This window comes from Woeseia sp. D3-10 (assembly GCF_055809415.1).
Genome location: NZ_JBVVTW010000007.1, coordinates 601,397 through 620,312, shown reverse-complemented (window position 1 = coordinate 620,312; position 18,916 = coordinate 601,397). Strand labels below are relative to the sequence as shown.

Annotated in this window: 20 protein-coding genes and 2 pseudogenes; 13 read left to right on the top strand and 9 right to left on the bottom strand. The window is 58.3% G+C overall.

Annotated elements, in window-relative coordinates:
• The first annotated feature begins 5 nt into the window (after positions 1-5).
• The 9 genes from ccoO to AC0L8N_RS03560 are packed head-to-tail and all read left to right on the top strand — an operon-like array spanning position 6 to position 6,992.
• The gene (gene ccoO, locus AC0L8N_RS03600) at positions 6-611 is read left to right on the top strand and encodes a cytochrome-c oxidase, cbb3-type subunit II (RefSeq protein WP_473666205.1); all 606 of its coding nucleotides are present in this window, start codon (positions 6-8) and stop codon (positions 609-611) included.
• A gap of 14 nt (positions 612-625) precedes the next feature.
• The gene (locus AC0L8N_RS03595) at positions 626-811 is read left to right on the top strand and encodes a CcoQ/FixQ family Cbb3-type cytochrome c oxidase assembly chaperone (protein WP_473666204.1); all 186 of its coding nucleotides are present in this window, start codon (positions 626-628) and stop codon (positions 809-811) included.
• Positions 808-1,695: a cytochrome-c oxidase, cbb3-type subunit III gene (gene ccoP, locus AC0L8N_RS03590; RefSeq protein ID WP_473666203.1), complete on the top strand. Its 888-nt coding sequence runs from the start codon at positions 808-810 to the stop codon at positions 1,693-1,695. Before AC0L8N_RS03595 ends, ccoP begins: the two co-directional genes overlap by 4 nt.
• A 2-nt stretch (positions 1,696-1,697) precedes the next feature.
• Positions 1,698-2,018, top strand: coding sequence for a hypothetical protein (locus AC0L8N_RS03585; protein WP_473666202.1), 321 nt, complete (start codon positions 1,698-1,700; stop codon positions 2,016-2,018).
• Positions 2,008-3,414 (top strand): cytochrome c oxidase accessory protein CcoG, encoded by a 1,407-nt coding sequence (ccoG, locus tag AC0L8N_RS03580; protein ID WP_473666201.1) that lies wholly within the window; start codon positions 2,008-2,010, stop codon positions 3,412-3,414. The genes AC0L8N_RS03585 and ccoG overlap by 11 nt, the downstream gene beginning before the upstream one ends.
• The gene (locus tag AC0L8N_RS03575) at positions 3,411-3,608 is read left to right on the top strand and encodes a hypothetical protein (RefSeq protein ID WP_473666200.1); all 198 of its coding nucleotides are present in this window, start codon (positions 3,411-3,413) and stop codon (positions 3,606-3,608) included. Before ccoG ends, AC0L8N_RS03575 begins: the two co-directional genes overlap by 4 nt.
• Positions 3,609-3,610: 2 nt before the next feature.
• Positions 3,611-6,088 (top strand): heavy metal translocating P-type ATPase, encoded by a 2,478-nt coding sequence (locus tag AC0L8N_RS03570; RefSeq protein WP_473670025.1) that lies wholly within the window; start codon positions 3,611-3,613, stop codon positions 6,086-6,088.
• Entirely contained in the window at positions 6,085-6,276 is a 192-nt protein-coding gene (ccoS, locus tag AC0L8N_RS03565; protein WP_473666199.1) for a cbb3-type cytochrome oxidase assembly protein CcoS, read from the top strand. Before AC0L8N_RS03570 ends, ccoS begins: the two co-directional genes overlap by 4 nt.
• Positions 6,273-6,992 carry a sulfite exporter TauE/SafE family protein gene (locus tag AC0L8N_RS03560; RefSeq protein WP_473666198.1) on the top strand — a complete coding sequence of 240 codons (720 nt, stop codon included), beginning with the start codon at positions 6,273-6,275 and terminating at the stop codon, positions 6,990-6,992. The genes ccoS and AC0L8N_RS03560 overlap by 4 nt, the downstream gene beginning before the upstream one ends.
• Here the strand turns inward: AC0L8N_RS03560 and AC0L8N_RS03555 are convergent.
• Positions 6,989-7,441: a cytochrome C gene (locus AC0L8N_RS03555; protein WP_473666197.1), complete on the bottom strand. Its 453-nt coding sequence runs from the start codon at positions 7,439-7,441 to the stop codon at positions 6,989-6,991. The two genes, AC0L8N_RS03560 and AC0L8N_RS03555, sit on opposite strands and share 4 nt — an antisense overlap.
• A gap of 159 nt (positions 7,442-7,600) precedes the next feature.
• On the opposite strand from AC0L8N_RS03555, the gene AC0L8N_RS03550 reads away from it, so the two are divergent.
• Positions 7,601-7,966, top strand: a complete 366-nt coding sequence (locus AC0L8N_RS03550) for a SpoIIAA family protein (RefSeq protein ID WP_473666196.1) — start codon at positions 7,601-7,603, stop codon at positions 7,964-7,966.
• A gap of 5 nt (positions 7,967-7,971) precedes the next feature.
• Here AC0L8N_RS03550 and AC0L8N_RS03545 read toward each other — a convergent pair whose 3' ends face one another.
• From AC0L8N_RS03545 to AC0L8N_RS03530, 4 genes are read right to left on the bottom strand one after another with little or no spacing between them, the layout of a single operon-like run.
• Positions 7,972-9,066, bottom strand: coding sequence for an ABC transporter permease (locus AC0L8N_RS03545; protein ID WP_473666195.1), 1,095 nt, complete (start codon positions 9,064-9,066; stop codon positions 7,972-7,974).
• A complete protein-coding gene (locus tag AC0L8N_RS03540) occupies positions 9,063-10,010 on the bottom strand; it encodes an ABC transporter ATP-binding protein (RefSeq protein WP_473666194.1) in 948 nt (315 codons plus the stop codon). The genes AC0L8N_RS03545 and AC0L8N_RS03540 overlap by 4 nt, the downstream gene beginning before the upstream one ends.
• A complete protein-coding gene (locus AC0L8N_RS03535) occupies positions 10,007-10,975 on the bottom strand; it encodes an HlyD family secretion protein (protein ID WP_473666193.1) in 969 nt (322 codons plus the stop codon). The genes AC0L8N_RS03540 and AC0L8N_RS03535 overlap by 4 nt, the downstream gene beginning before the upstream one ends.
• Positions 10,972-11,646, bottom strand: coding sequence for a TetR/AcrR family transcriptional regulator (locus AC0L8N_RS03530; protein ID WP_473666192.1), 675 nt, complete (start codon positions 11,644-11,646; stop codon positions 10,972-10,974). Before AC0L8N_RS03530 ends, AC0L8N_RS03535 begins: the two co-directional genes overlap by 4 nt.
• 105 nt (positions 11,647-11,751) lie before the next feature.
• Between AC0L8N_RS03530 and AC0L8N_RS03525 the strand changes: the two genes are divergently transcribed.
• Positions 11,752-12,570 (top strand): GTP cyclohydrolase II, encoded by an 819-nt coding sequence (locus tag AC0L8N_RS03525; RefSeq protein ID WP_473666191.1) that lies wholly within the window; start codon positions 11,752-11,754, stop codon positions 12,568-12,570.
• Between the two features lie 19 nt (positions 12,571-12,589).
• Here the strand turns inward: AC0L8N_RS03525 and queF are convergent, their stop codons facing one another.
• From queF to AC0L8N_RS03505, 4 genes and pseudogenes are all read right to left on the bottom strand, one after another.
• The gene (queF, locus tag AC0L8N_RS03520; protein WP_473666190.1) at positions 12,590-13,432 is read right to left on the bottom strand and encodes an NADPH-dependent 7-cyano-7-deazaguanine reductase QueF; all 843 of its coding nucleotides are present in this window, start codon (positions 13,430-13,432) and stop codon (positions 12,590-12,592) included.
• Between the two features lie 113 nt (positions 13,433-13,545).
• Complete coding sequence (locus AC0L8N_RS03515; protein WP_473666189.1) at positions 13,546-15,234, bottom strand: hypothetical protein; 1,689 nt, start codon at positions 15,232-15,234, stop codon at positions 13,546-13,548.
• Positions 15,235-15,313: 79 nt separating this feature from the next.
• Positions 15,314-16,309, bottom strand: coding sequence for an alpha/beta hydrolase (locus tag AC0L8N_RS03510; protein ID WP_473666188.1), 996 nt, complete (start codon positions 16,307-16,309; stop codon positions 15,314-15,316).
• Positions 16,310-16,746 (bottom strand): annotated as a pseudogene (locus AC0L8N_RS03505) (EVE domain-containing protein).
• Between the two features lie 192 nt (positions 16,747-16,938).
• On the opposite strand from AC0L8N_RS03505, the pseudogene AC0L8N_RS03500 reads away from it, so the two are divergent.
• Both AC0L8N_RS03500 and AC0L8N_RS03495 read left to right on the top strand, forming a co-directional pair.
• A pseudogene (locus tag AC0L8N_RS03500) lies at positions 16,939-17,615 on the top strand (TIGR00153 family protein).
• A gap of 40 nt (positions 17,616-17,655) precedes the next feature.
• Positions 17,656-18,906: an inorganic phosphate transporter gene (locus AC0L8N_RS03495; protein WP_473666187.1), complete on the top strand. Its 1,251-nt coding sequence runs from the start codon at positions 17,656-17,658 to the stop codon at positions 18,904-18,906.
• Positions 18,907-18,916 lie beyond the last annotated feature (10 nt).

Here is an 18,916-nt window from a genome sequence, read left to right as displayed (position 1 = left end):
TCGACATGAGCCACGAGAAAATCGAGAAGAACATCACGGTCATGTCGGTACTGATTGTTGCGGTGATCAGTATTGGCGGTCTGATCGAAATACTGCCGCTGATGGCGAGCAGTTCAGCGACCGAACCGATGGAAGGGATTGAGCCTTATCCGCCTTTACAACTGGCGGGCCGGGATATCTACGTTCGCGAGGGTTGCTACGGCTGTCACTCGCAACAAATACGGCCATTTCGCAGTGAGACGGAACGCTACGGCCCGTATTCCGTCGCCGGAGAGTTCGTTTACGACCGACCGTTCCAGTTTGGCTCCAAGCGCACAGGCCCCGACCTTGCACGGGTTGGTGGACGCTATAGCGATGACTGGCACCGCATACATTTGCTGAAGCCTCAGGATCTTGTGCCGGATTCGAACATGCCCGCCTACCCGTGGCTGGCAGAAGCGGAAGTGGACGGTGAACTCATCACTCGCAAATTGCGGGCGCTGAGGATGCTCGGCGATCCGTACACCGACGAGCAGGTTGCTGGTGCGGCGGCGGCAGTCGCCGGCAAATCGGAGCTCGACGCGCTGGTGGCATACCTGCAGAACCTGGGGACGGCGCGTAGCGCTCGTTAACGGAGAACAGATCAATGGATATGGGAACAATTCGTGGCTTGTTGACTGTGGCATTGCTGCTGCTGTTTGTCGGCGTTGTCGTGTGGGCCTTTAGTCGCCGCCGCAGTGACGATTTCGCTGCAGCAGCACGAGTGCCGCTGGACGATGATCAGGACCCGGCCGCCGCGGCAACCAATAACAACAAGAGGCGACCTCAATGAGTAACGCATGGGCATGGTATGTCGCCATCGGCACGGTCGCGAGCATGCTTGCATGCTTCTGGTTGATCTTCTGGACCAATCGGCAACGTGCCAGCGACGAAGAAATAGCAGCTTCTGAGGCGCACGTCTGGGATGAGGACATACGAGAACTGAACAACCCACTGCCAATGTGGTGGTTGGGTTTGTTCTTTCTGACGTTGATCTGGGGCGCCGGCTACCTGCTGATGTACCCGTCGCTGGTGGTCTACGACGGCATGCTTGGCTGGAGTCAGGAACAACAGTACGCGGACCAAATGGTTGCAGCGGAGGCGCGCTATGCGCCGATCTTTGCCCGCTACACGGACATGCCCATTGAAGAAATAGCCAAAGACGAGAAAGCCCTTGCGATTGGCGGCAGTCTGTACGCGAACTATTGTTCCCAATGCCACGGCGCGAACGCATTAGGCGCACCGGGTTTTCCGAATCTGACCGACACCGTGTGGAACTGGGGTGGCACACCTGCTGCCATTGAACAGACGTTACGCAACGGTCGGAACGGAATCATGCCTGCGCTGGGCATGGTTCTGCAGAGCGATGACGCCATTGATGAGATGGTCGATTACGTCCGAGCGATGCAGGACGGCATGGATACCGAATCACCGGCACATCCACGCTACATGTCGCTATGCATCGGCTGCCACGGCCCGACCGGTGGCGGTATGCAGGTACTCGGCGCGCCGGCGCTCAATGACGACAACTGGCTATACGGCAGTTCCCCTGCAGCCATTCGCAAAACGATTGTTGAAGGGCGCAACGGCGTCATGCCGGCACACCAAAAACTGCTCGGCGACGACCGGTTGCGAATACTTGCGGCCTACGTCTATAGCCTGTCAAACCAGAACTGATCATGGCTGCGCCGGACGAGAACAGCCCACACGACTGGGACCGCGATACACAAAAGATCGCCGTGCTGTCGTGGATATCGTTCCTGACGGCAGCGGCATTCTCCGTCTTGTTGTTTGCCTACATCGATCCGCTGGTGATTGTTGATGCGATTAACGTCGATTGGATCGAAAGCCGCAGCGCAGGCTATGCGCTGGGCTTTTTCTTTCTGTGGGCACAAGCCTGGAGTGCGTGCTGGTTTACGGTGCGGCTGATTCGTCGCAAGCGGCGCGGGCCTACCGCATGGCGGCCGACCGATCGGGACGGGCGGCGAAATGGGCAATAAGCCAGGCGGGACGTCTGCCAAACAGTACGAATACGGCAAGCTTTATCGTAGCGAGGACAAAATTTACCCGCGCGAAATTGACGGTCGCTTTCAGCGCTTGCGGCGCCTGGCGGTCTTTGTATTGCTGGGCTTGTTCTACACCGTACCCTGGCTGACCTGGAATGGCCGTCAGGCGGTGCTGTTTGATCTTCCGGCACGCAAGTTTCACATTTTCAGCTTGACGCTCTGGCCTCAGGACTTCGTTTACCTCGCTTTGTTGCTCATCATTCTTGCAGTCAGCCTGTTCTTTTTTACAGCGCTGGCGGGTCGCCTGTGGTGTGGTTTCGCATGTCCGCAAACAGTATGGACCGAAGCTTTCATCTGGATTGAGCAAGCGATTGAAGGCAATCGCAGCCAACGCATGAAGCTCGACAAGCGGCCGTGGTCGTTGAATAAAGTCTGGCGAAAAACGACCAAGCAGTTCCTGTGGATATTGCTTGCACTGTTCACCGGTTTCGCATTCGTGGGCTATTTCGTCGATATACGCGAGCTGGCGGTTCATCTTGCGACATTTACTGCCGGGCCGTGGGAATGGTTCTGGGTCTTGTTCTATGGCTTTGCCACCTACGGCAACGCCGGCTTCATGCGCGAACAAGTCTGCAAGTACATGTGTCCTTATGCGCGCTTCCAAAGCGCCATGTTCGATAAGGACACATTGATCATTACCTACGACGAACAACGCGGCGAACCGCGCGGTGCTCGCCGCCGCGGAACGGAACCCGCATTGCAGGGGTTGGGTGATTGCATCGACTGCACGCTGTGCGTGCAGGTTTGTCCAACCGGCATCGATATTCGCAAAGGCCTGCAATACGAGTGCATAGCCTGCGCCGCGTGTATCGATGCTTGTGACAGCGTGATGGACAAGATGGACTACCCCAGGGGCCTCATCCGCTATTCAACAGAACACAGTCTGCACAATGAGCCGTATCGCCTGTGGCGGCCACGCACCCTAGTGTATAGCGGCATTTTGCTGCTTTTGGTCACCAGTATGGTGTCGCTGCTGGTGTTCCGGCCGCCTGTCATTCTCGACGTAATACGAGATCGCAATGCCCTGTACCGGGATATCGGCCGCGATGGCATCGAGAACAGTTACACGGTGCGCATCGTCAACAAGCGGAACGAGGCACAGAGCTACCGTCTTAGTGTTACCGGCATGACCGGGCTCGACTTGCGCGGTGCTACGCTGATTGATGTTGCAGGGGAGTCGGTACAAACCGTGCCGGTATCGCTGGTCGCGCCGCACGGTGTTGCCGTTAGTGGCAACCGAATCGAGTTTCACTTGGACAGTGTTGATGACCCGGGCATCAGTGTCACGGAAGAAAGCCGGTTTCGCGGCCCGAATGAGGATACGAGATGAACACAGATCGTCCTGAGGACAACTGCTGGTACAGGAATCACTGGGTATGGCTGATTATTGCGATTCCGTCGTGCACGGTCCTCGGCTGCATGCTGACGATCTGGCTCGCCATCAGTAATCCGGAAATCATCGTACAGGATCCGCTGCTTGACCAGTCGCAGACTACGCGGACTCCTCGTGATGCCTTGCCTTGAACATGCCTGCTGCCTGCTTCCATTGCGGTGACGCAATACCGCCGGGCGGTCCTGTTATGGCGCGTGTTGGCGATGGTCAACAGGCTGTTTGTTGCATAGGCTGCAAGGCGGTTGCTGAATTTATTCATGCCGGTGGTATGCAAGCCTTCTACACCTACCGGGATACTCTGCCCGGCGTCGCTAGCCAGCCAGCCGAGTCGGCGGATTACGAGCGATTCGATGTGGCAGGTGTTCGTGCGCGTTACGTCGTTGAGCGCGGAGATTGCAGCGAAGCAAGCATCGACATAGGCGGCATGTATTGCGGCGCCTGCGCGTGGTTACTCGAGCGTACTTTACGGCGACACGCTGCCGTATTGTCCGTCGACGTCAATCCGGTGACCAAGCGCTCGATCGTGCAATGGCGCAGTGACGAGCTCAGTTTCGCCAACGTCCTCGCAAGTATTGCGGCCGTTGGTTTTCAGCCGCGTCCGGTTGGCACGACCACGGCGCCCGGCAGTGCCGGGGAGGAATACCGCAGTGCCCTTAAGCGACTGATTGTCGCAGCTGCAGCCGGTATGCAGGTCATGATGTTCGCCTTCGCGTTGTACGCGGGTGAACGTTTCGGTATCGCGGGAAACATCGAAACGTTTCTACGCGCGATCAGCATGCTGGTTTGTTTGCCGATCGTCTTTTTCGCAGCGCGGCCGTTCTTCGCCGGCGCATGGCGTGGAGTGCGCTCGCGGTCGCCGGGTATGGACTTGCCGGTGGCGCTGGCGATTTCTATTGCGTTCATAGCGTCAGTAGTCGCTGTCTGGCGCGGGCAGGGGGCGGTCTACTTCGATTCCGTAGCGATGTTCGTGCTGTTTCTCAGTGCAACGCGCTTTCTGGAAATGCGTGCGCGGCATAACAGCGGCGATCTCGCTCAGGCCCTGGCGCAACTGCTGCCGGAAGCAGTCCGTCGATTCACTGCCTCAGGCGAAACCGAGACCGTGGCTGTCGACGAGCTATCGGTCGGCGACAGGGTGCAGGTCTTGCCTGGCGATGTCGTGCCCGCGGATGCGCGCATAGAAACCGGTGCACTGTCACTGGATGAGTCGATCCTGTCTGGCGAGTCGCGGCCGGTAAGTCGGGATGCCGGTAGTGAGGTATTCGCTGGCGCGACAGTGCGTTCCGGCTCGGCCATTGTTGCGGTGATTCGCACTGGTGCCGCCAGCAGTGTTGCTGAGATTGGACGCCTGCTCGATCGGGCGGCCGCCGGACGGCCGCATATCGTGCAGCTGGCGGATCGGATCGCGTCGTATTTCGTCGTGGCCGCGCTGCTGCTCGCAGCTGTGACTGGCGGGGTTTGGCTGGTAGTGGATGCGCCCAGGGCTTTTGAGGTGATGTTGGCGACACTGGTCGTAACTTGTCCGTGTGCGCTGGCGCTGGCAACGCCGGCTGTGCTGGCGGCGGCCACGGCCCGCTTGGTTCGCGACGGTTGCTTTCTCGTTAACTCCCGCTTGCTCGACGTGTTACGGCCAGGCACGACGATAGTCATGGACAAGACCGGCACGCTGACCCGTGGCAAGCCGACGGTGACTACCACACGTGTCTTTGAGAATGCCAATGGTCTGGACGAGGCAGCCTGCCTTGCTATCGCGTCCGCAATGGAGGCCGCGTCGGAGCATGTACTGGCGCGGGCATTCGGGAATCCTTCAAGCCAACAGTTTGTATTGGACGATGTAGTACCGATGACCGGATTGGGCGTCGAAGCCCGGATAGGCAGCCGGCTACATCGCCTTGGCTCTGCGAAGTTTGTCTCTGAACTTTCGGGCGCTGTTGAACACGGAGTTCAGACTGCCGGGAGCGGCACGGGTACGTTGGTGTACCTGGCGAACGAACAGGGCTTGCTGGCGGTATTCACTGTTGAGGATGAATTGCGTGCCGATGTTGGCGATACCATTGATGCGTTACGCGCAGCGCGTTTTCGGGTGGTCATCGCCAGTGGCGATCGGGCGGCAGCCGTTGCTGCAGTTGCTGAACGACTGGGGGTCGACGATTGGCACGCGGGCATGTCGCCACAAGCCAAGCTCGCGTTCGTCCACGAGCTGCAACGCGGCGGAGAAAAAGTCATCATGGTTGGCGATGGCATCAATGACGCACCGGTGATGGCGGCGGCCGACGCCTCAATCGCGGTCGACGCAGGAACCGCACTCGCTCGTGCCAGCGCCGATGCAATTGTCGTAAGCCAGCGGCTGACGTCCGTAGTGTCAGCGACAGAGATTGCTGCAGCGACCCGCCGCACAATCAGGCAGAACCTCATCTGGGCAGCGACCTACAACATTTCGGCCGTGCCTCTAGCCGCCAGCGGGATGCTCTCCCCATGGATGGCTGCGCTGGGGATGTCGTTAAGTTCGCTGCTGGTCATTAGCAATGCATTGCGCGTGCAGCGTTTCCGTGTGAAACGTACCGGGGCAATTGTTGCTGAGTCTCGCCCTGTTGTTGCGGGGGTATGCACATGAACAGTTTGTTTCTGCTCATTCCGCTTGGGATCGCATTGCTAAGCGGCGCTGTGTGGGCATTTTTCTGGGCGACTGGCAGTGGTCAGTTCGACGACATGGATTCACCCGCGTGGAGCGTCGTACTGGATGATGACAGCTCGCCACCGCATTCATCCGAGTCGGCGCACCTGCAGGACGACAAACCATGACCTTGATGCTGCTACTGACGGCAGTCGCAGCCGGTGTTCTTGGCAGTGCGCACTGTCTCGGCATGTGTGGCCCCTTTGTGCTGGTGCTGGAATCGAACGGCGGGAATGGCGAACGATGGCTGCGTCGTATCGTCTACAACCTCGGTCGCTGGTCTTTCTATGCAGGCCTTGGTGCGATTGCAGGGACGGGCGGCAGTTTGCTGGCGCATTTGCCGATGGGTGGCGTGTTATTGCGCTGTATCGCCGCGGTTTTGGTCGTCGCCATGGGGCTGCAATTGTTGACACGCTGGCAGCCATTGCGACTCCTGGAAAGGCTGGGTGGTCGCTTGTGGCAGCGTATCGCACCGCTGACTCGTGCGGTGCTGCCGGCAACCACTGTGCCGCGAGCGTACTTCGCCGGGATGCTCTGGGGAGCATTGCCGTGCGGCCTGGTTTACAGCGCGCTGGCACTGGCTGCAAGTAGCGGCTCTGCTGCCGGTGGGGTTGCGATCATGACCGGCTTCTGGGGCGGTACGCTGCCGGCACTGCTACTTGCGGGCCGTGCGGCGGCGAGCTTAGGCGCGCTGCGTCAGCAACCGCATACCCGACGTCTCGCCGGCATTGTGATGCTGGTGAGCGGTGCTATCGCACTGTACTTGCCGCTTGCTCACCTTGCCGGCGATCACGTCGAACCGGGGTCGCCACACGCAGCCATGCATCAGCATGGCAGCCACTAACGTTTCGGATAGACCCGGTAGTGGTACTCCGGAACGACGACGTCGTAGTGCGGCTGCAGGAACATGACGATATCGATCAGTTCTTGCACGGTCATGTAACTGTTGTACACGTACATGTTTGATTCGCCGTTCTCGGAGACGAGTTCCTCGGCATAGCCCTCGGCCAGTTTATGTGACGGATTGATGATCGCTGTGAGTAGCTCGCCGTACGTTTTAACTTTTGTAACCGGGCCACCCAGAGTGACATAGGGCGGGTCTTCAAAAGGGATGGCAGGCAAGTCTTCACCGTAAACGGTGTGGCACTGATTACATTGCATGTACAAGAATGAATCGCGACCGGCTACTGCATCCCCTTCGGGCAGGCGGAAGCCGACTTCGGACATCGGGTCGCGATCGCAGGCACTGAGCAGCAGTGAGGCCAGTAATGGGGCAAGCCAGGCTCTTGACATGATGGTTCCTCCTGTTCGGTAACGGATACATTCCACTGAACATTGGTACCACGCAGGGGGCTGGTAGGGTATACGCGGTTTCCGCAGTACCGTAGTAGATCGCGCTCGCTTACCGTCGCAATTATTGACGGCGGACATGAATTCAATAGAGAGAGCACAATGCTTGAATACCACTGGATACCCGAATCCAATATTGTCGAGTTCACCATTGACGGAGCTATAACGCGCAAGCAGTTTGCGGCGCTGATTACCGAAGTGGAAAGCAAAATCGAGGATTACGGTAGCGTCGATCTTCTGGAGGAAATTCGCAGTATCGGCAACATTCCGCCTTCAGTCATGTGGGCAGATCTGCGTTGGGCCGTTTCACATTGGAAGAAAATCGGCCGGGTTGCGGTGGTCTGCGACAAGGACTGGGTTGAGAAGATCGTGGACGTCATGCAGCCACTGCTAGCGATTGACGTGCGGCATTTTGAACTGGACGAGAAAGAGGATGCGCGTCGTTGGTTGCGCGGCGGAATTGACTGAGTTTATCAATCAAGCCGGCGCGAAAAACGCAACACGGCGGCTGTCATCGCAACGAGTGCGAATACCAGTAATGCCAATACTTCGGGGTACAGCTCCATAAGGGTTGCATCACGCAGCATGATGCCGCGGGTCAGGCGGATGAAGTGCGTATTCGGCAGCAATTCGCCAAGCCATTGCGCAACGCGCGGCATGCCGTCGAAAGGGAAGACGAAACCCGACAGCAGTATGGAAGGCAGCAGGATAAAGAATGTAACCTGCATCGCCTGAAACTGAGTCCTGGCGACGGTTGAGACAAACAATCCCAGTGCGAGATTGGCAGCGATGAATGCAGCTGCCGCTAGGTAAAGGTCCGCAATACTGCCGCGAACGGGCACATTGAACAGCAACTTGCCTACGCCGACAATCAAGCCAAGTTGCAGCAAACCGATAAGAATGTACGGGATGAGTTTGCCGGTCATTAACTCCGCGGTACTGACCGGCGTATTGATTAACAACTCGAGGTTGCCTTGTTCGCGTTCACGAACGATGGCAACGGCAGTAAACAACATCATCGTCAGGGTCAGGATTATGCCGATCAACCCGGGGACCACATTGACGGCTGTGCGTCCTTCAGGATTGTAATAGGGCCGTATTTCAATTGACCGCGGAGGCGAGGTGCCATCTCCGACCAGCGGCATGCTGCTGAGCCGGTTGACGATCCCCAGTATTGTCGGATCTGCTCCGTCCACCAGCAAATGGGCGGCGGCGCGATTCGGGTCCAGCAAGCGCCGATCAAAATCAGCCGGAATATAAATGCCGATGGATATTTCACCGCGCCGCAACTGATCTTCGAGGTCTTCCGGAGTCGCGACGTAGTTTGTGATTCGGACCACTTGCGATTGCTGTAGTCGGTCAATGAAATCGCGCGACAAGTGGGTGTCGGCCTGATTGGCTACCGCCGCTTTGATGTTGCGAACATCGAAGTTGATTGCGTAGCCGAACAGCAGAATTTGCCCGATCGGGATACCAACGATCATAGCGAAGGTAATGCGATCGCGACGCAGTTGGCGAAACTCCTTGCGCATGACGGCCAGCAGGCGAATAAGCCAGTTCAAGGTCATCCTCCGGCGCGCGGTGATTTGAGCGTTACGGCGACAAACACATCTTCCAGCGAAGGCTGGGTTAACTGGCAGTCGGCACTAATGTTGTATTTTTCGAGCAGGCTGGTAACCCGTGCGAGTGGGTCGTTGATAGCGACAGGAACCAGCACGCGCAACCGCACACCGAGTTGCGTAACGCTGGCGATGTCCGGACAGTTGGCAAGGTGTTCCTGTGCGCGAAATGGATCGTCAGCCAGTACTTCAACGATGGACATACCGGTGTTACGTTGCAGCTCGGCCGGGGAACCGTCCGCAACTTTCACGCCGCGATCCAGGATGGCGAGCCGATGGCAACGTTCGGCTTCGTCCATATAGTGCGTGGATACCAAAATGGTTGTACCGGCATCAGCAAGTGCAAACAGTTTGGCCCAGAAGTCACGTCGGCTCTTTGGGTCTACTGCGCTGGTAGGTTCATCCAGCAGCAGCAGTTCCGGCTTGTGCAGCACGGCGCAGGCCAATGCGAGTCGCTGCTTCTGGCCGCCACTCATGGTGCCGGCGAATTGCTTGCGGCGATCGGTCAGGTCGTATCGTTCCAGGAGATCATCGATTCGTGCTTTGCGTTCAGTGCGCGCGATCGCGTAGATATCGGCAATGAATTCGAGGTTCTCCAGTACGGTCAGATCGCTGTACAGAGAGAACTTCTGGGTCATGTAGCCGATGCGCGGTTTCAGCTGACGAGCGTCAGCCGGCAAATCTACGCCTAAGACGCGTGCGGTACCGCCGGTAGGCTCGAGCAAACCGCAGAGCATGCGTATGGTCGTGGATTTTCCGGAACCGTTGGGACCGAGGAAGCCGTAAATTCTGGCGCGCGGTACGGCGAGATCGAGTTTGTCGACGGCAACAAGCTCGCCGAAGGACTTGCTGAGCCCGCGAGCATCAATAGCAATGTCGCTGGCTGTTGTCATTGGCGCTGGCCGCTGCCGGCGGCCGGAAGGGTGACCTGTACCGGTACGCCATCGGGCAACCGCGTGCCGCGGTAATCGAGGTCGATCTTTGCAACGAAGCTCAGGCGGCCGCGGTCATGCTCTGTGAGAGCGAAATACGGCGTAAAGGCCGGTTCGCTTGCGACCCAGCGGACGGTGCCGTTAACCGTTTCGTCTTTGCCATCAATACTGACCGTGACCGGCGTGCCGGGTACGACGCGCACCCGTACTGCTTCGGGAATATAGACGCGGGCGTAAGGTTGCTCGCCGCCCAGCATGATCACCAGGGGCTGCCCGGGTTGTGGTCGCTCGCCTTCTTCTATCAGCAGGGAGTCGATCTGGCCGGAGACAGGTGCTGCAAGTTGATGTCGTTGCAGATCCACGAGCATGCGGTCGGTTCGTGCGCGGGTCTGTTCCAGCAATTGTTCGGCTTGACGCAGCTCCTCTACGGTTGTGCCAGCCAGCAGTTCCAGTAGCTTCGCTTCATTGACTGCGAGTTGCGCACGGGCGGAATCCAGCGCAGCCCGGGCGCGGTCCAGATTTTCGGAGGACGCCAGTTTTTTCTTATGAACGTCCAGGGTGCGCTCGTATTCGAGCGTGAGAAAATCGACATCTCGCCGTGTGCCGTCGGTACTTGCTCGCGCCGCGGCAATCTGCTCGCTGCGAGGTCCGCGGGTGAGTTCATCCAATCGCGCCTGTTGCTGTCCTGCCAGGGCACGCAGTTCACGCAGCTGCGCATCGATACGAGCCGTGTCTTGTGTAATCAGCAGGTCGCCAGCATTAACGCGAGCACCTTCAACAATGTGCCGCGCCGTGACCGGTTCGGCGAACTCGGCCGTCAGTTCTATGCGATCAGACGCAAGCTGGCCAACCAGAGGCTGCTCAGTGTCTGCGTCGCAGCCGCACAAGATAATGGTCAGTAACAGCAGCCCGGTAAGTTTGTTCATGCGTCATTACCTCGCAAGCCCGGCTTTGCTTTAACGCTTGAGAGCAGGACATCAATGTGCGCTTCTATCATTGCTGCAGTGTCGAGTTTCGAGTGCTTCTGCATCACGAGCGTCCAGATGACGGAGAAAACAACCGGCGAGAGCAGCAAGTGGGGGAAGCGATCCAATGCCGACGGTTGAAGTTCACCGCGTGCGACGCCACGTTCGATCAGCACGGTCAATGCCTGTAAACCTTCGGAGACGACGTTCTCCCAGTACCAGCGCGTCAGGTCCGGGTGTTTGTGGCCTTCGGCGATCATAAGGCGGAGCAGGTGCCGTGCTTTCGATGCCGGCAACGCGGCAGCGAACTCTAGGAACGGCCCGCGCAGGAATTCCTCAACACCGATGTCGCTGTCAATGATCGCCGACCGTAAGGCATTTACGCGCGGCGAGATAAAGCTGCGCACGACTGCCTTGAACAATTCTTCTTTGGTTTTGAAGTACAGGTACAGGAGACCCTTGCTGACGCCGGCGCGACGGGCGACGGCTTCGACCGGCGTGGCGTCGTAGCCGCGCTCAGCAAACTCATCCATGGCGGCGGCGGTTATTTCGGCGGGTCGGTCTTCCTTGCGGCGCCGGTTGCGTACCTTGCTCATGCGCGAGCCCTTACTGACTGCCAGGTCAGTTATCATAGTTAATGACCGCTTGGTCAGCAAGCGAAATTGCCGGCCGGCGCGGCGTACAGCCACAATCGCGGGCACTTCCGCCGCGCCGCAGAGATGGTAGGCTTCACGCCCATGTTCACTTATATCGATCCCGGCATCCGCCAGCGCCTCGCCGACGACGGCAAACTGAAGCGCGTGGATGCCGATGGCAAACTGGTCAGCAGCGATCACGAGATCGTGCCTGGCACCCGCAGTCTCAGCATTCTTGGCCCGATCCCGTTGCCGTTACAGCTGGAGGGCAAGCACTATCAGGCGGACTGGTACGCAAGCGTTCGGCATACCGAGCTAAGTCAGGTTCAGGAGCTTGCGGATGAGTTACGCGAACGGCAGGGTCAGCAGTCGTTCGCCGTTATGTCGTCCTCCATGGCCGTGAACAGCGTGCTGGTATTCGGTGACCCGGCGAGCTGGAGCAATCCGCTGGTGCGCGTGCATTCGAGTTGCCTTACCGGGGATGTATTCGGTTCGCAACGTTGCGAATGCGGTCCGCAATTGGCCAGTGCCGTTGAACGTATCTCGGCCGATCCGGCGGGTGGCATGTTGATCTACATGTCCGGGCACGAAGGTCGCGGCATTGGCTTGTGGGCAAAAGCGGCAACGTATTTGCTACAGGACTCCGGGGAAAACACTTATGAGGCAAATCGAAGTCTTGGCTTGCCCGACGACTCGCGGGATTTCAGTGACGCGGCAACGCTGCTGAAATACTTTCAGGGTGACCGCCCGTTTCGATTGCTGACCAACAACCCGAAGAAAGTGGCGGACCTGCGTGCAGAAGGCCTGTCGGACATTACCCGCGTCAAGCACGTCAGCGGAATCAACGCGACCAATCGGCGCTATCTGGCTGCCAAGCGCGACTGGGGACACGAATTGTCTGCCGAAGACCTCAGCGACTAAGGTTGCGCGGTCGGCAAAGTTACTGTGTCCATAGGCGCAGGTCGGGCGCCTCGCGCTCCACGTTCGAACGAAAAGGGTTTATATCGATCCCGCCGCGACGGTTATAACGCGCGTACACCGTTAATTCCTCCGCGCCGCAGCGCGACTGTATATCCATGAAAATGCGTTCGACGCACAGTTCATGGAAGTCGGAGTGCCGCCGAAAACTGACTATGTAGGCAAGCAATGCGCCTCGATCGATACGCGGACCGCGGTAGCGGAGCATGACGCTGCCGGTATCAGGTTGGCCGGTCACCGGGCACAGGCTGCGCAACACGTGGGAGTGCAATGTTTCGCTGACGGTGTCGCCGCCACTGCGTAACAACGTCGCATCGAGCTCATAACTGTCGCAGCGGACGTTCTCCTTGTCGATACATACGCCTGGCAATACGCTGATGCCGGCCTTGCCGTTATTCAGCCGAAGTTGCACACGCACAGGGCTCTGCGCGCATCGACCGAGGTCAGTGCTTAGTTGGTCAGCGACCTCATCTATCGATGCGAACCGAGTCATCGCGTAAGAATTAAGATAGAGCTTGAGCGACTTCGATTCGATTAATGCTGGCGATTCAGCCGGAACAGCCAGCGACAACACGGCGACCACCGGGCGACCTGCTGTGTCGAGCCAGCTCATTTCCCACGCTGTCCACAAGTCAACGCCGCTAAACGGTAAAGTGTCGCCCAGATCGAGCGCCGCACGGCCGTCCGCGCGCGCAACCGGGTAGAGCAAATCCGGTGTGAGGGTGTCGGGGTAATCGCTGCTTCGCCCGAGAATCGTGTCTTTCATCAGGTAGTGCCCGGTTAACAAGGTGACTAGTGTAGTCATGGCAGCGAGCGGCTGCATCTGCCGCTGGTCAGTGGGGCAGATATCTGCTCATGGTGGGAATTCAAGCGGGCGGTGGTCACGCCGGTATTCGGCGTGACCACCGCCCGTCGCTGTTACAGGCGCGAGCCTGTTAGCGTGACGTCCGCCTGGCGCCAGACGGTTTCAAAGTGCTGGCGAATGTCAGTGGAATCCTTTTCCTGGCGGTCGAGGCTCTGCATGAGGCCGAACATTGACCAGCCGTTGTGCGGGTAGAGTTCCAAATCACGGCGGTACACCGCTTCAGCGGCTTCGGCGTCGCCGGCTTCAAGCAAGGCCTGTCCCAGCGAATGGCGCGTAGGGTAATACCAGAACGGCGGTTCGGTGTAAGGCAGTCGGTCTTGTGTGTCGACCGCTATCTCGAAGTGCTCTATAGCGCTGTCAAAATCACCCGCGGACATCGCCATTTCGCCTTGCACCAGTTCGTCGGCAATTTCGAGCAGCATGGATGCGGGGTACTGAATCTTGTCCAGGAACTGCACGTCCGCACTTTCGCGGAGTGGCACGAGTTGTTCGTGCTCGGCGCGAGCCGCCGCCAGGTCGTTGCGGCGAGCAAATGCCGTTGCCCGCGCGTAGTGCCAGATCGCCGTCGAGTACTCGAGGTTCGCTGGCGGTTGAGGAGCTGCGAGTACGTCGTCCCAGCGGCCAAACTGAGTCATCGCCAGTAACGGTATGGTCTTGAAGAATTCGACGCCGGGAAACTCCTCGATCATTTCGATCCGTACGTTGTCGGCTACTTTCTGCGCCGCTTCCAGCGCTACGGCGCTGCGCCCCTGCATGCTGGACGCGGCCCACAGGAAGTGAATGTTGTGCGGGTAATAGGCGGCGGGGTAGAAGCCCTGCGCGTTGCATGCGGCAATATACGCTTCGTCGACTGCTGCGGCTTTCTCGTTGGCTGTCGATGCATCGTCGTAGCGACCGACTCGCCAGTAGATATGCGATGGCATGTGCACGAGATGCCCGGCGCCCGGCACCAGGGTTTGCAATGTGTCGGCGTGCGGTTCCGCCCGTTCGGGCTGGGACGATGCTTCGACTGCGTGTATGTAGAGGTGAATGGCCATTGGGTGGCGCGGCGAACGGGCCAGCACCGTTTCCAGCGCATTGAGCACTTCGACCGTGTGCGGTTTCGGATTCTCCGGGTCCAGCCAGTAATCCCAGGGCATCGTGTTCATCAAGGACTCGGCGAACAGCGCGGCCGCGTCGTCATCGTCAGGGTATTTCTCTGACAATGCGCGCATCGCGTCGGCATATGCGAGATCAAGCGGCTCGCGCTGGGTCGTGGGATCGCCGTTGTAACGCACGGCCAAAGCTTCGATGTAATCGCGTTCCTTCGGGCTTGCGTTGTCCTGCAGGGCGATTGCCTGCTGGATCGCGGCGTACGCGGTTCGTCGTTCATCATCGGACATCACGACTTTGCCATCGCTGGTGACGTTGATGTTTGGCCCAAGCGCCAGGGCTTCGCCCCAGTAGCACATGGCGCACTCCGGATCGAGGTTTTGCGCGGCGCGAAATGAACGCACGGACTCTGCATGATTGAATGCAAAATCGATCGTCAGGCCCTGATCAAAATAACGTTGTGCGTACGGGTCCTTAGTTGTAATGGCGTGATGATGGTCCCCCATGCCCTCAAACAAGGGTGCGCCTGCACGTGTGGCCAAGGCAGCGAGGTCGATCTCGCCTGAGTCGGATGGTTGCTTGTCGCTGCAGGCGCTGACAATGAACGCCAGCAAGACAAGCGCGTACCGGTTGGTGCGACGATTGCTCATAGTGCTCCCCTTATACAGACCGGTGGTCACTGTGGTGCGATTGGATACAACAGCAGCAAGTCTGGTGGTTGTGCCGTAATTATAGACCTGTCCGACCGAGTTGCCGGTCCACGAAGTCTGATATTTTCTGTACTACCAGCTCGTTGTTGACCGGCGAGAGTATGTCGCCGGCAAATACGTGGCCGTTGGCACCTCGGGCATTGACATCCACGACTTCATTGGTCGGTGCGGAAATTTGCCGCAATGCCGTTCGAGCACGCTGGACGTCAACGACCTCGTCCTGCGGAGACAGTAATGTGAGCAGTGGTTGCTGGATCTGCATGGGCAAGTCCGAGCGCACGGCTTTGACCAGTCGCATGACTTCGACGGCGGCGGCTAACGGGTAACGGGTTGTCCAGTAGCGCTCCTGCAGTTCATTGGCGGCGGTCCAGCTGCGTTCAGCGCCGACCACAGCTTCGGCCAACAGCGGCCCGCCCGGCCAGGTGAGAATGTCCGCTGAGGCATCAACTGGCGCGAAGTTCGGCGACAAGAGAACTAACGCGTCGACGCCTGCCGCCGCAAGACGGTCGCGCATTGCGAGTGCCAGGGTGGCGCCGGTCGAGGTTCCGATCAGGATCGTACGTCGGCCGATTTTCTGACCTACAGCCAGCGCCTCGGCGGCATCGTCGAGCCAGTCTTCAGCTGATACAGCGGCGAGTCTGTTATTGATCAGCCCATGGCCCGCCAGGCGGGTTTCAAACAGGTTGGCTTGCAAAGCATCTGCCAGCAGGGCGCATACCGGAGCAATTTCCTGCCGGGTCGCTGAAAAGCCGTGCAAATAGACGAGCGCGAATTCCGTACGGGTTGCCGGCCGATCCGCATACCAGCGTATGCGTTTCTCGGCGCCGGCCACGATCCCGGATTCAGCATTGACGAGATTTTCCGCGCTGGCGAGCCACGCGTCCGGCGGTTCTGCAATGTCTGGCAGGCCTGGCACAGGTCCCAGCGACTCCGGCCAGTTGCGAAGTGCCGTGAGCAACACCACCGCCGGCAGTGCGACGGCAACAATTTTGGCGATTAGTCGCCAGTGCGGCACTTACTCAAGGCTCAGAATCAGGTCCCAGTGTTGCTTGCTGACCGGGAAAATCGACAAACGGTTGCCGCGCTTGTTGAGCTGGAAATCGTCGAGCGCCGGGTGTTGTTTCAATTCTGTCAAAGAAATCGGTCGCTTTAGCTGACGTTCGAATTGACGTCGACCAATACCCAGCGCGGCTCATCGGGCGAGCTCTTCGGGTCGTGGTATTTGCTGTCAGGATCGAATTGCGTCGCATCCGGGTACGCTTTGCTGGCGATGCGGGCAAGGCCGACGACCGCAGGTTGTTTGCAACTGGAATGGTAGAAAAAGACCTTATCGCCCACCTTCATATCATCCCGCATCATGTTGCGGGCCTGGTAGTTGCGAATGCCGTCCCAGGGTTCCGTTCCGTCACGTTCCAGATCGTCGATGCTGTAGGAATCGGGTTCGGATTTCATTAGCCAGTACGCCACCGTAATGCCTCCACTTCACTTGGCTGGTCACAATGGGCGGGAGTCTAGCACGGCGGCCGCTGTCGGGCGGCGGACGGAAATTATCCTGTGCTAGTATGTCGCGATTAGCCATCCGGCGATGTCGCCGGCGTTCCTTTCCAACAAAACCTGTATCTGTCGCCGCTTTCGGGAGATTCGATTTTGGCCAATATGCTTGCCAATATTTTTGGTACCTCACCTGTTCAACCGCTCGAAAAGCACTGTGACATTGCTTACCAGTGCACCAAACAGCTCAACAGTTTCTTCGCCTGCGCCGTCAAGGGTGATTGGGAAGGTGCCGCAGCTGCCCGGAAGCTGGTCGAGGACCTGGAAAACCAGGCGGACGATGTCAAAAAGAAATTCGCCTGCACTTGCCGAAGAGCTTGTTCATGCCGGTTCCACGAGAGGACCTGCTGGAGTTGCTGCTGGTACAGGACAAAATGGCCAATCGCGCCAAAGACGTTTCAGGTCTCGTGCTGGGGCGTCGGATGAAGATTCCGACGCAGATTTCTGATGACTTTCTGGAGTTTGTCCGCCGCAACGTCGACGCGGCAAAACAGGCTCGGAAGAGCGTTCGTGAACTCGACGAATTGTTCACCAGCGGATTCAAAGGTGCCGAAGTCAAACTGGTTGAGTCATTGATTGAAGAGCTGGACCGAATCGAGAGCGATACCGATGAGCGGCAAGCCAATTTGCGCGCCGCATTGTTCAAAATCGAAAACGAATTGGAGCCGGTAACTGTGATCTTTTTGTATCGGGTTATCGAGTTGACCGGCGAAATAGCCGATATGGCTGAACGGGTAGGGCGGCGCCTTGAGCTGCTGCTGTCTCATTAGAAGAGTCATTAATCCGACAGCATCAGCGGGGAACTAACGGATGGAAGCACAATTTGTCTATATCGCACTGGCGGCGGTATTCGGCATATTCATGGCCTGGGGAATCGGTGCCAATGACGTTGCCAATGCAATGGCGACGTCGGTGGGATCCAAGGCGCTCACTATCAAGCAGGCGATTCTTGTCGCTGCCGTATTTGAGTTTCTGGGTGCGGTTCTTGCGGGTGGCGCTGTCACGTCGACGATACGCAAAGGTATCGTCGATGCGAGCTTGCTTAGCGAAACGCCGGAACTATTGGTATACGGCATGCTGGCGTCGTTGCTGGCCGCAGCGATCTGGTTGTTGATTGCGTCGCGCAACGGCTGGCCGGTATCGACCACGCATTCCATCGTTGGCGCGATCGTCGGTTTTGCGGCGGTTGGCATCGGCATGGATGCCGTGCAATGGGGTAAAGTTGGCACCATCGTAATGAGTTGGGTGGTGTCCCCGGTTACCGCCGGGTTTATCGCCTACCTGATTTTCGGCAGTGTGCAAAGACTCATTCTGACCCAGCCGGATCCACTGGAAAAAGCACGGCGGTACGTGCCGGTCTATATTTTCTTCGCGGCCTTCACAATCACTCTTGTGACGATCCTTAAGGGGCTCACGCACGTCGGTCTTGAAATCAGCATGGGCCACAGCTATTTGCTTGCCATCGCAATTGCGATCATTGTTGCGGTCATTGGCAAGGTGGCGATCAACCGCATTCAGCCGGATCCGAAAGCCGAGAAAAAGCAGCACTTCCATACCGTAGAGCGGGTCTTCGCCATCTTGATGGTGGTTACCGCCTGTTCGATGGCCTTTGCGCACGGTTCTAACGACGTTGCCAACGCGATCGGGCCGTTGGCCGCGGTCATCAGCATTGCGCAAAGCGGTGTGATCGGTGCGAAGTCATCGATTCCGCTTTGGGTACTCATGCTTGGCGGCGCAGGTATTGTTATTGGTCTTGCAACTTACGGCCGGCATGTGATCGCAACGGTCGGTGAAAAAATTACCCAGCTGACACCAAGTCGCGGCTTTGCCGCAGAACTGGCAGCAGCCACAACGATCGTAATCGCTTCAGGTACCGGAATTCCGATTTCCACCACCCACACTCTCGTTGGTGCCGTATTAGGCGTTGGGTTGGCGCGAGGCATTGACGCAATCGACCTCCGGGTGGTCGGGCGCATTTTCGTGTCGTGGGCTGTCACCATACCGGCCGGCGCATTGCTCGCTATTGTGTTCTTCTACATTCTCAAAGCGGTCCTGCCTTAAGCGGACGCCG

Excerpts from the sequence above, each read along its gene's own strand:
- ccoO (WP_473666205.1), top strand. The coding sequence starts at position 6 with ATGAGCCACGAGAAAATCGAGAAGAACATCACGGTCATGTCGGTACTG.
- AC0L8N_RS03595 (WP_473666204.1), top strand. The coding sequence starts at position 626 with ATGGATATGGGAACAATTCGTGGCTTGTTGACTGTGGCATTGCTGCTG.
- ccoP (WP_473666203.1), top strand. The coding sequence starts at position 808 with ATGAGTAACGCATGGGCATGGTATGTCGCCATCGGCACGGTCGCGAGC.
- AC0L8N_RS03585 (WP_473666202.1), top strand. The coding sequence starts at position 1,698 with ATGGCTGCGCCGGACGAGAACAGCCCACACGACTGGGACCGCGATACA.
- ccoG (WP_473666201.1), top strand. The coding sequence starts at position 2,008 with ATGGGCAATAAGCCAGGCGGGACGTCTGCCAAACAGTACGAATACGGC.
- AC0L8N_RS03575 (WP_473666200.1), top strand. The coding sequence starts at position 3,411 with ATGAACACAGATCGTCCTGAGGACAACTGCTGGTACAGGAATCACTGG.
- AC0L8N_RS03570 (WP_473670025.1), top strand. The coding sequence starts at position 3,611 with ATGCCTGCTGCCTGCTTCCATTGCGGTGACGCAATACCGCCGGGCGGT.
- ccoS (WP_473666199.1), top strand. The coding sequence starts at position 6,085 with ATGAACAGTTTGTTTCTGCTCATTCCGCTTGGGATCGCATTGCTAAGC.
- AC0L8N_RS03560 (WP_473666198.1), top strand. The coding sequence starts at position 6,273 with ATGACCTTGATGCTGCTACTGACGGCAGTCGCAGCCGGTGTTCTTGGC.
- AC0L8N_RS03555 (WP_473666197.1), bottom strand. The coding sequence starts at position 7,441 with ATGTCAAGAGCCTGGCTTGCCCCATTACTGGCCTCACTGCTGCTCAGT.
- AC0L8N_RS03550 (WP_473666196.1), top strand. The coding sequence starts at position 7,601 with ATGCTTGAATACCACTGGATACCCGAATCCAATATTGTCGAGTTCACC.
- AC0L8N_RS03545 (WP_473666195.1), bottom strand. The coding sequence starts at position 9,066 with ATGACCTTGAACTGGCTTATTCGCCTGCTGGCCGTCATGCGCAAGGAG.
- AC0L8N_RS03540 (WP_473666194.1), bottom strand. The coding sequence starts at position 10,010 with ATGACAACAGCCAGCGACATTGCTATTGATGCTCGCGGGCTCAGCAAG.
- AC0L8N_RS03535 (WP_473666193.1), bottom strand. The coding sequence starts at position 10,975 with ATGAACAAACTTACCGGGCTGCTGTTACTGACCATTATCTTGTGCGGC.
- AC0L8N_RS03530 (WP_473666192.1), bottom strand. The coding sequence starts at position 11,646 with ATGATAACTGACCTGGCAGTCAGTAAGGGCTCGCGCATGAGCAAGGTA.
- AC0L8N_RS03525 (WP_473666191.1), top strand. The coding sequence starts at position 11,752 with ATGTTCACTTATATCGATCCCGGCATCCGCCAGCGCCTCGCCGACGAC.
- queF (WP_473666190.1), bottom strand. The coding sequence starts at position 13,432 with ATGACTACACTAGTCACCTTGTTAACCGGGCACTACCTGATGAAAGAC.
- AC0L8N_RS03515 (WP_473666189.1), bottom strand. The coding sequence starts at position 15,234 with ATGAGCAATCGTCGCACCAACCGGTACGCGCTTGTCTTGCTGGCGTTC.
- AC0L8N_RS03495 (WP_473666187.1), top strand. The coding sequence starts at position 17,656 with ATGGAAGCACAATTTGTCTATATCGCACTGGCGGCGGTATTCGGCATA.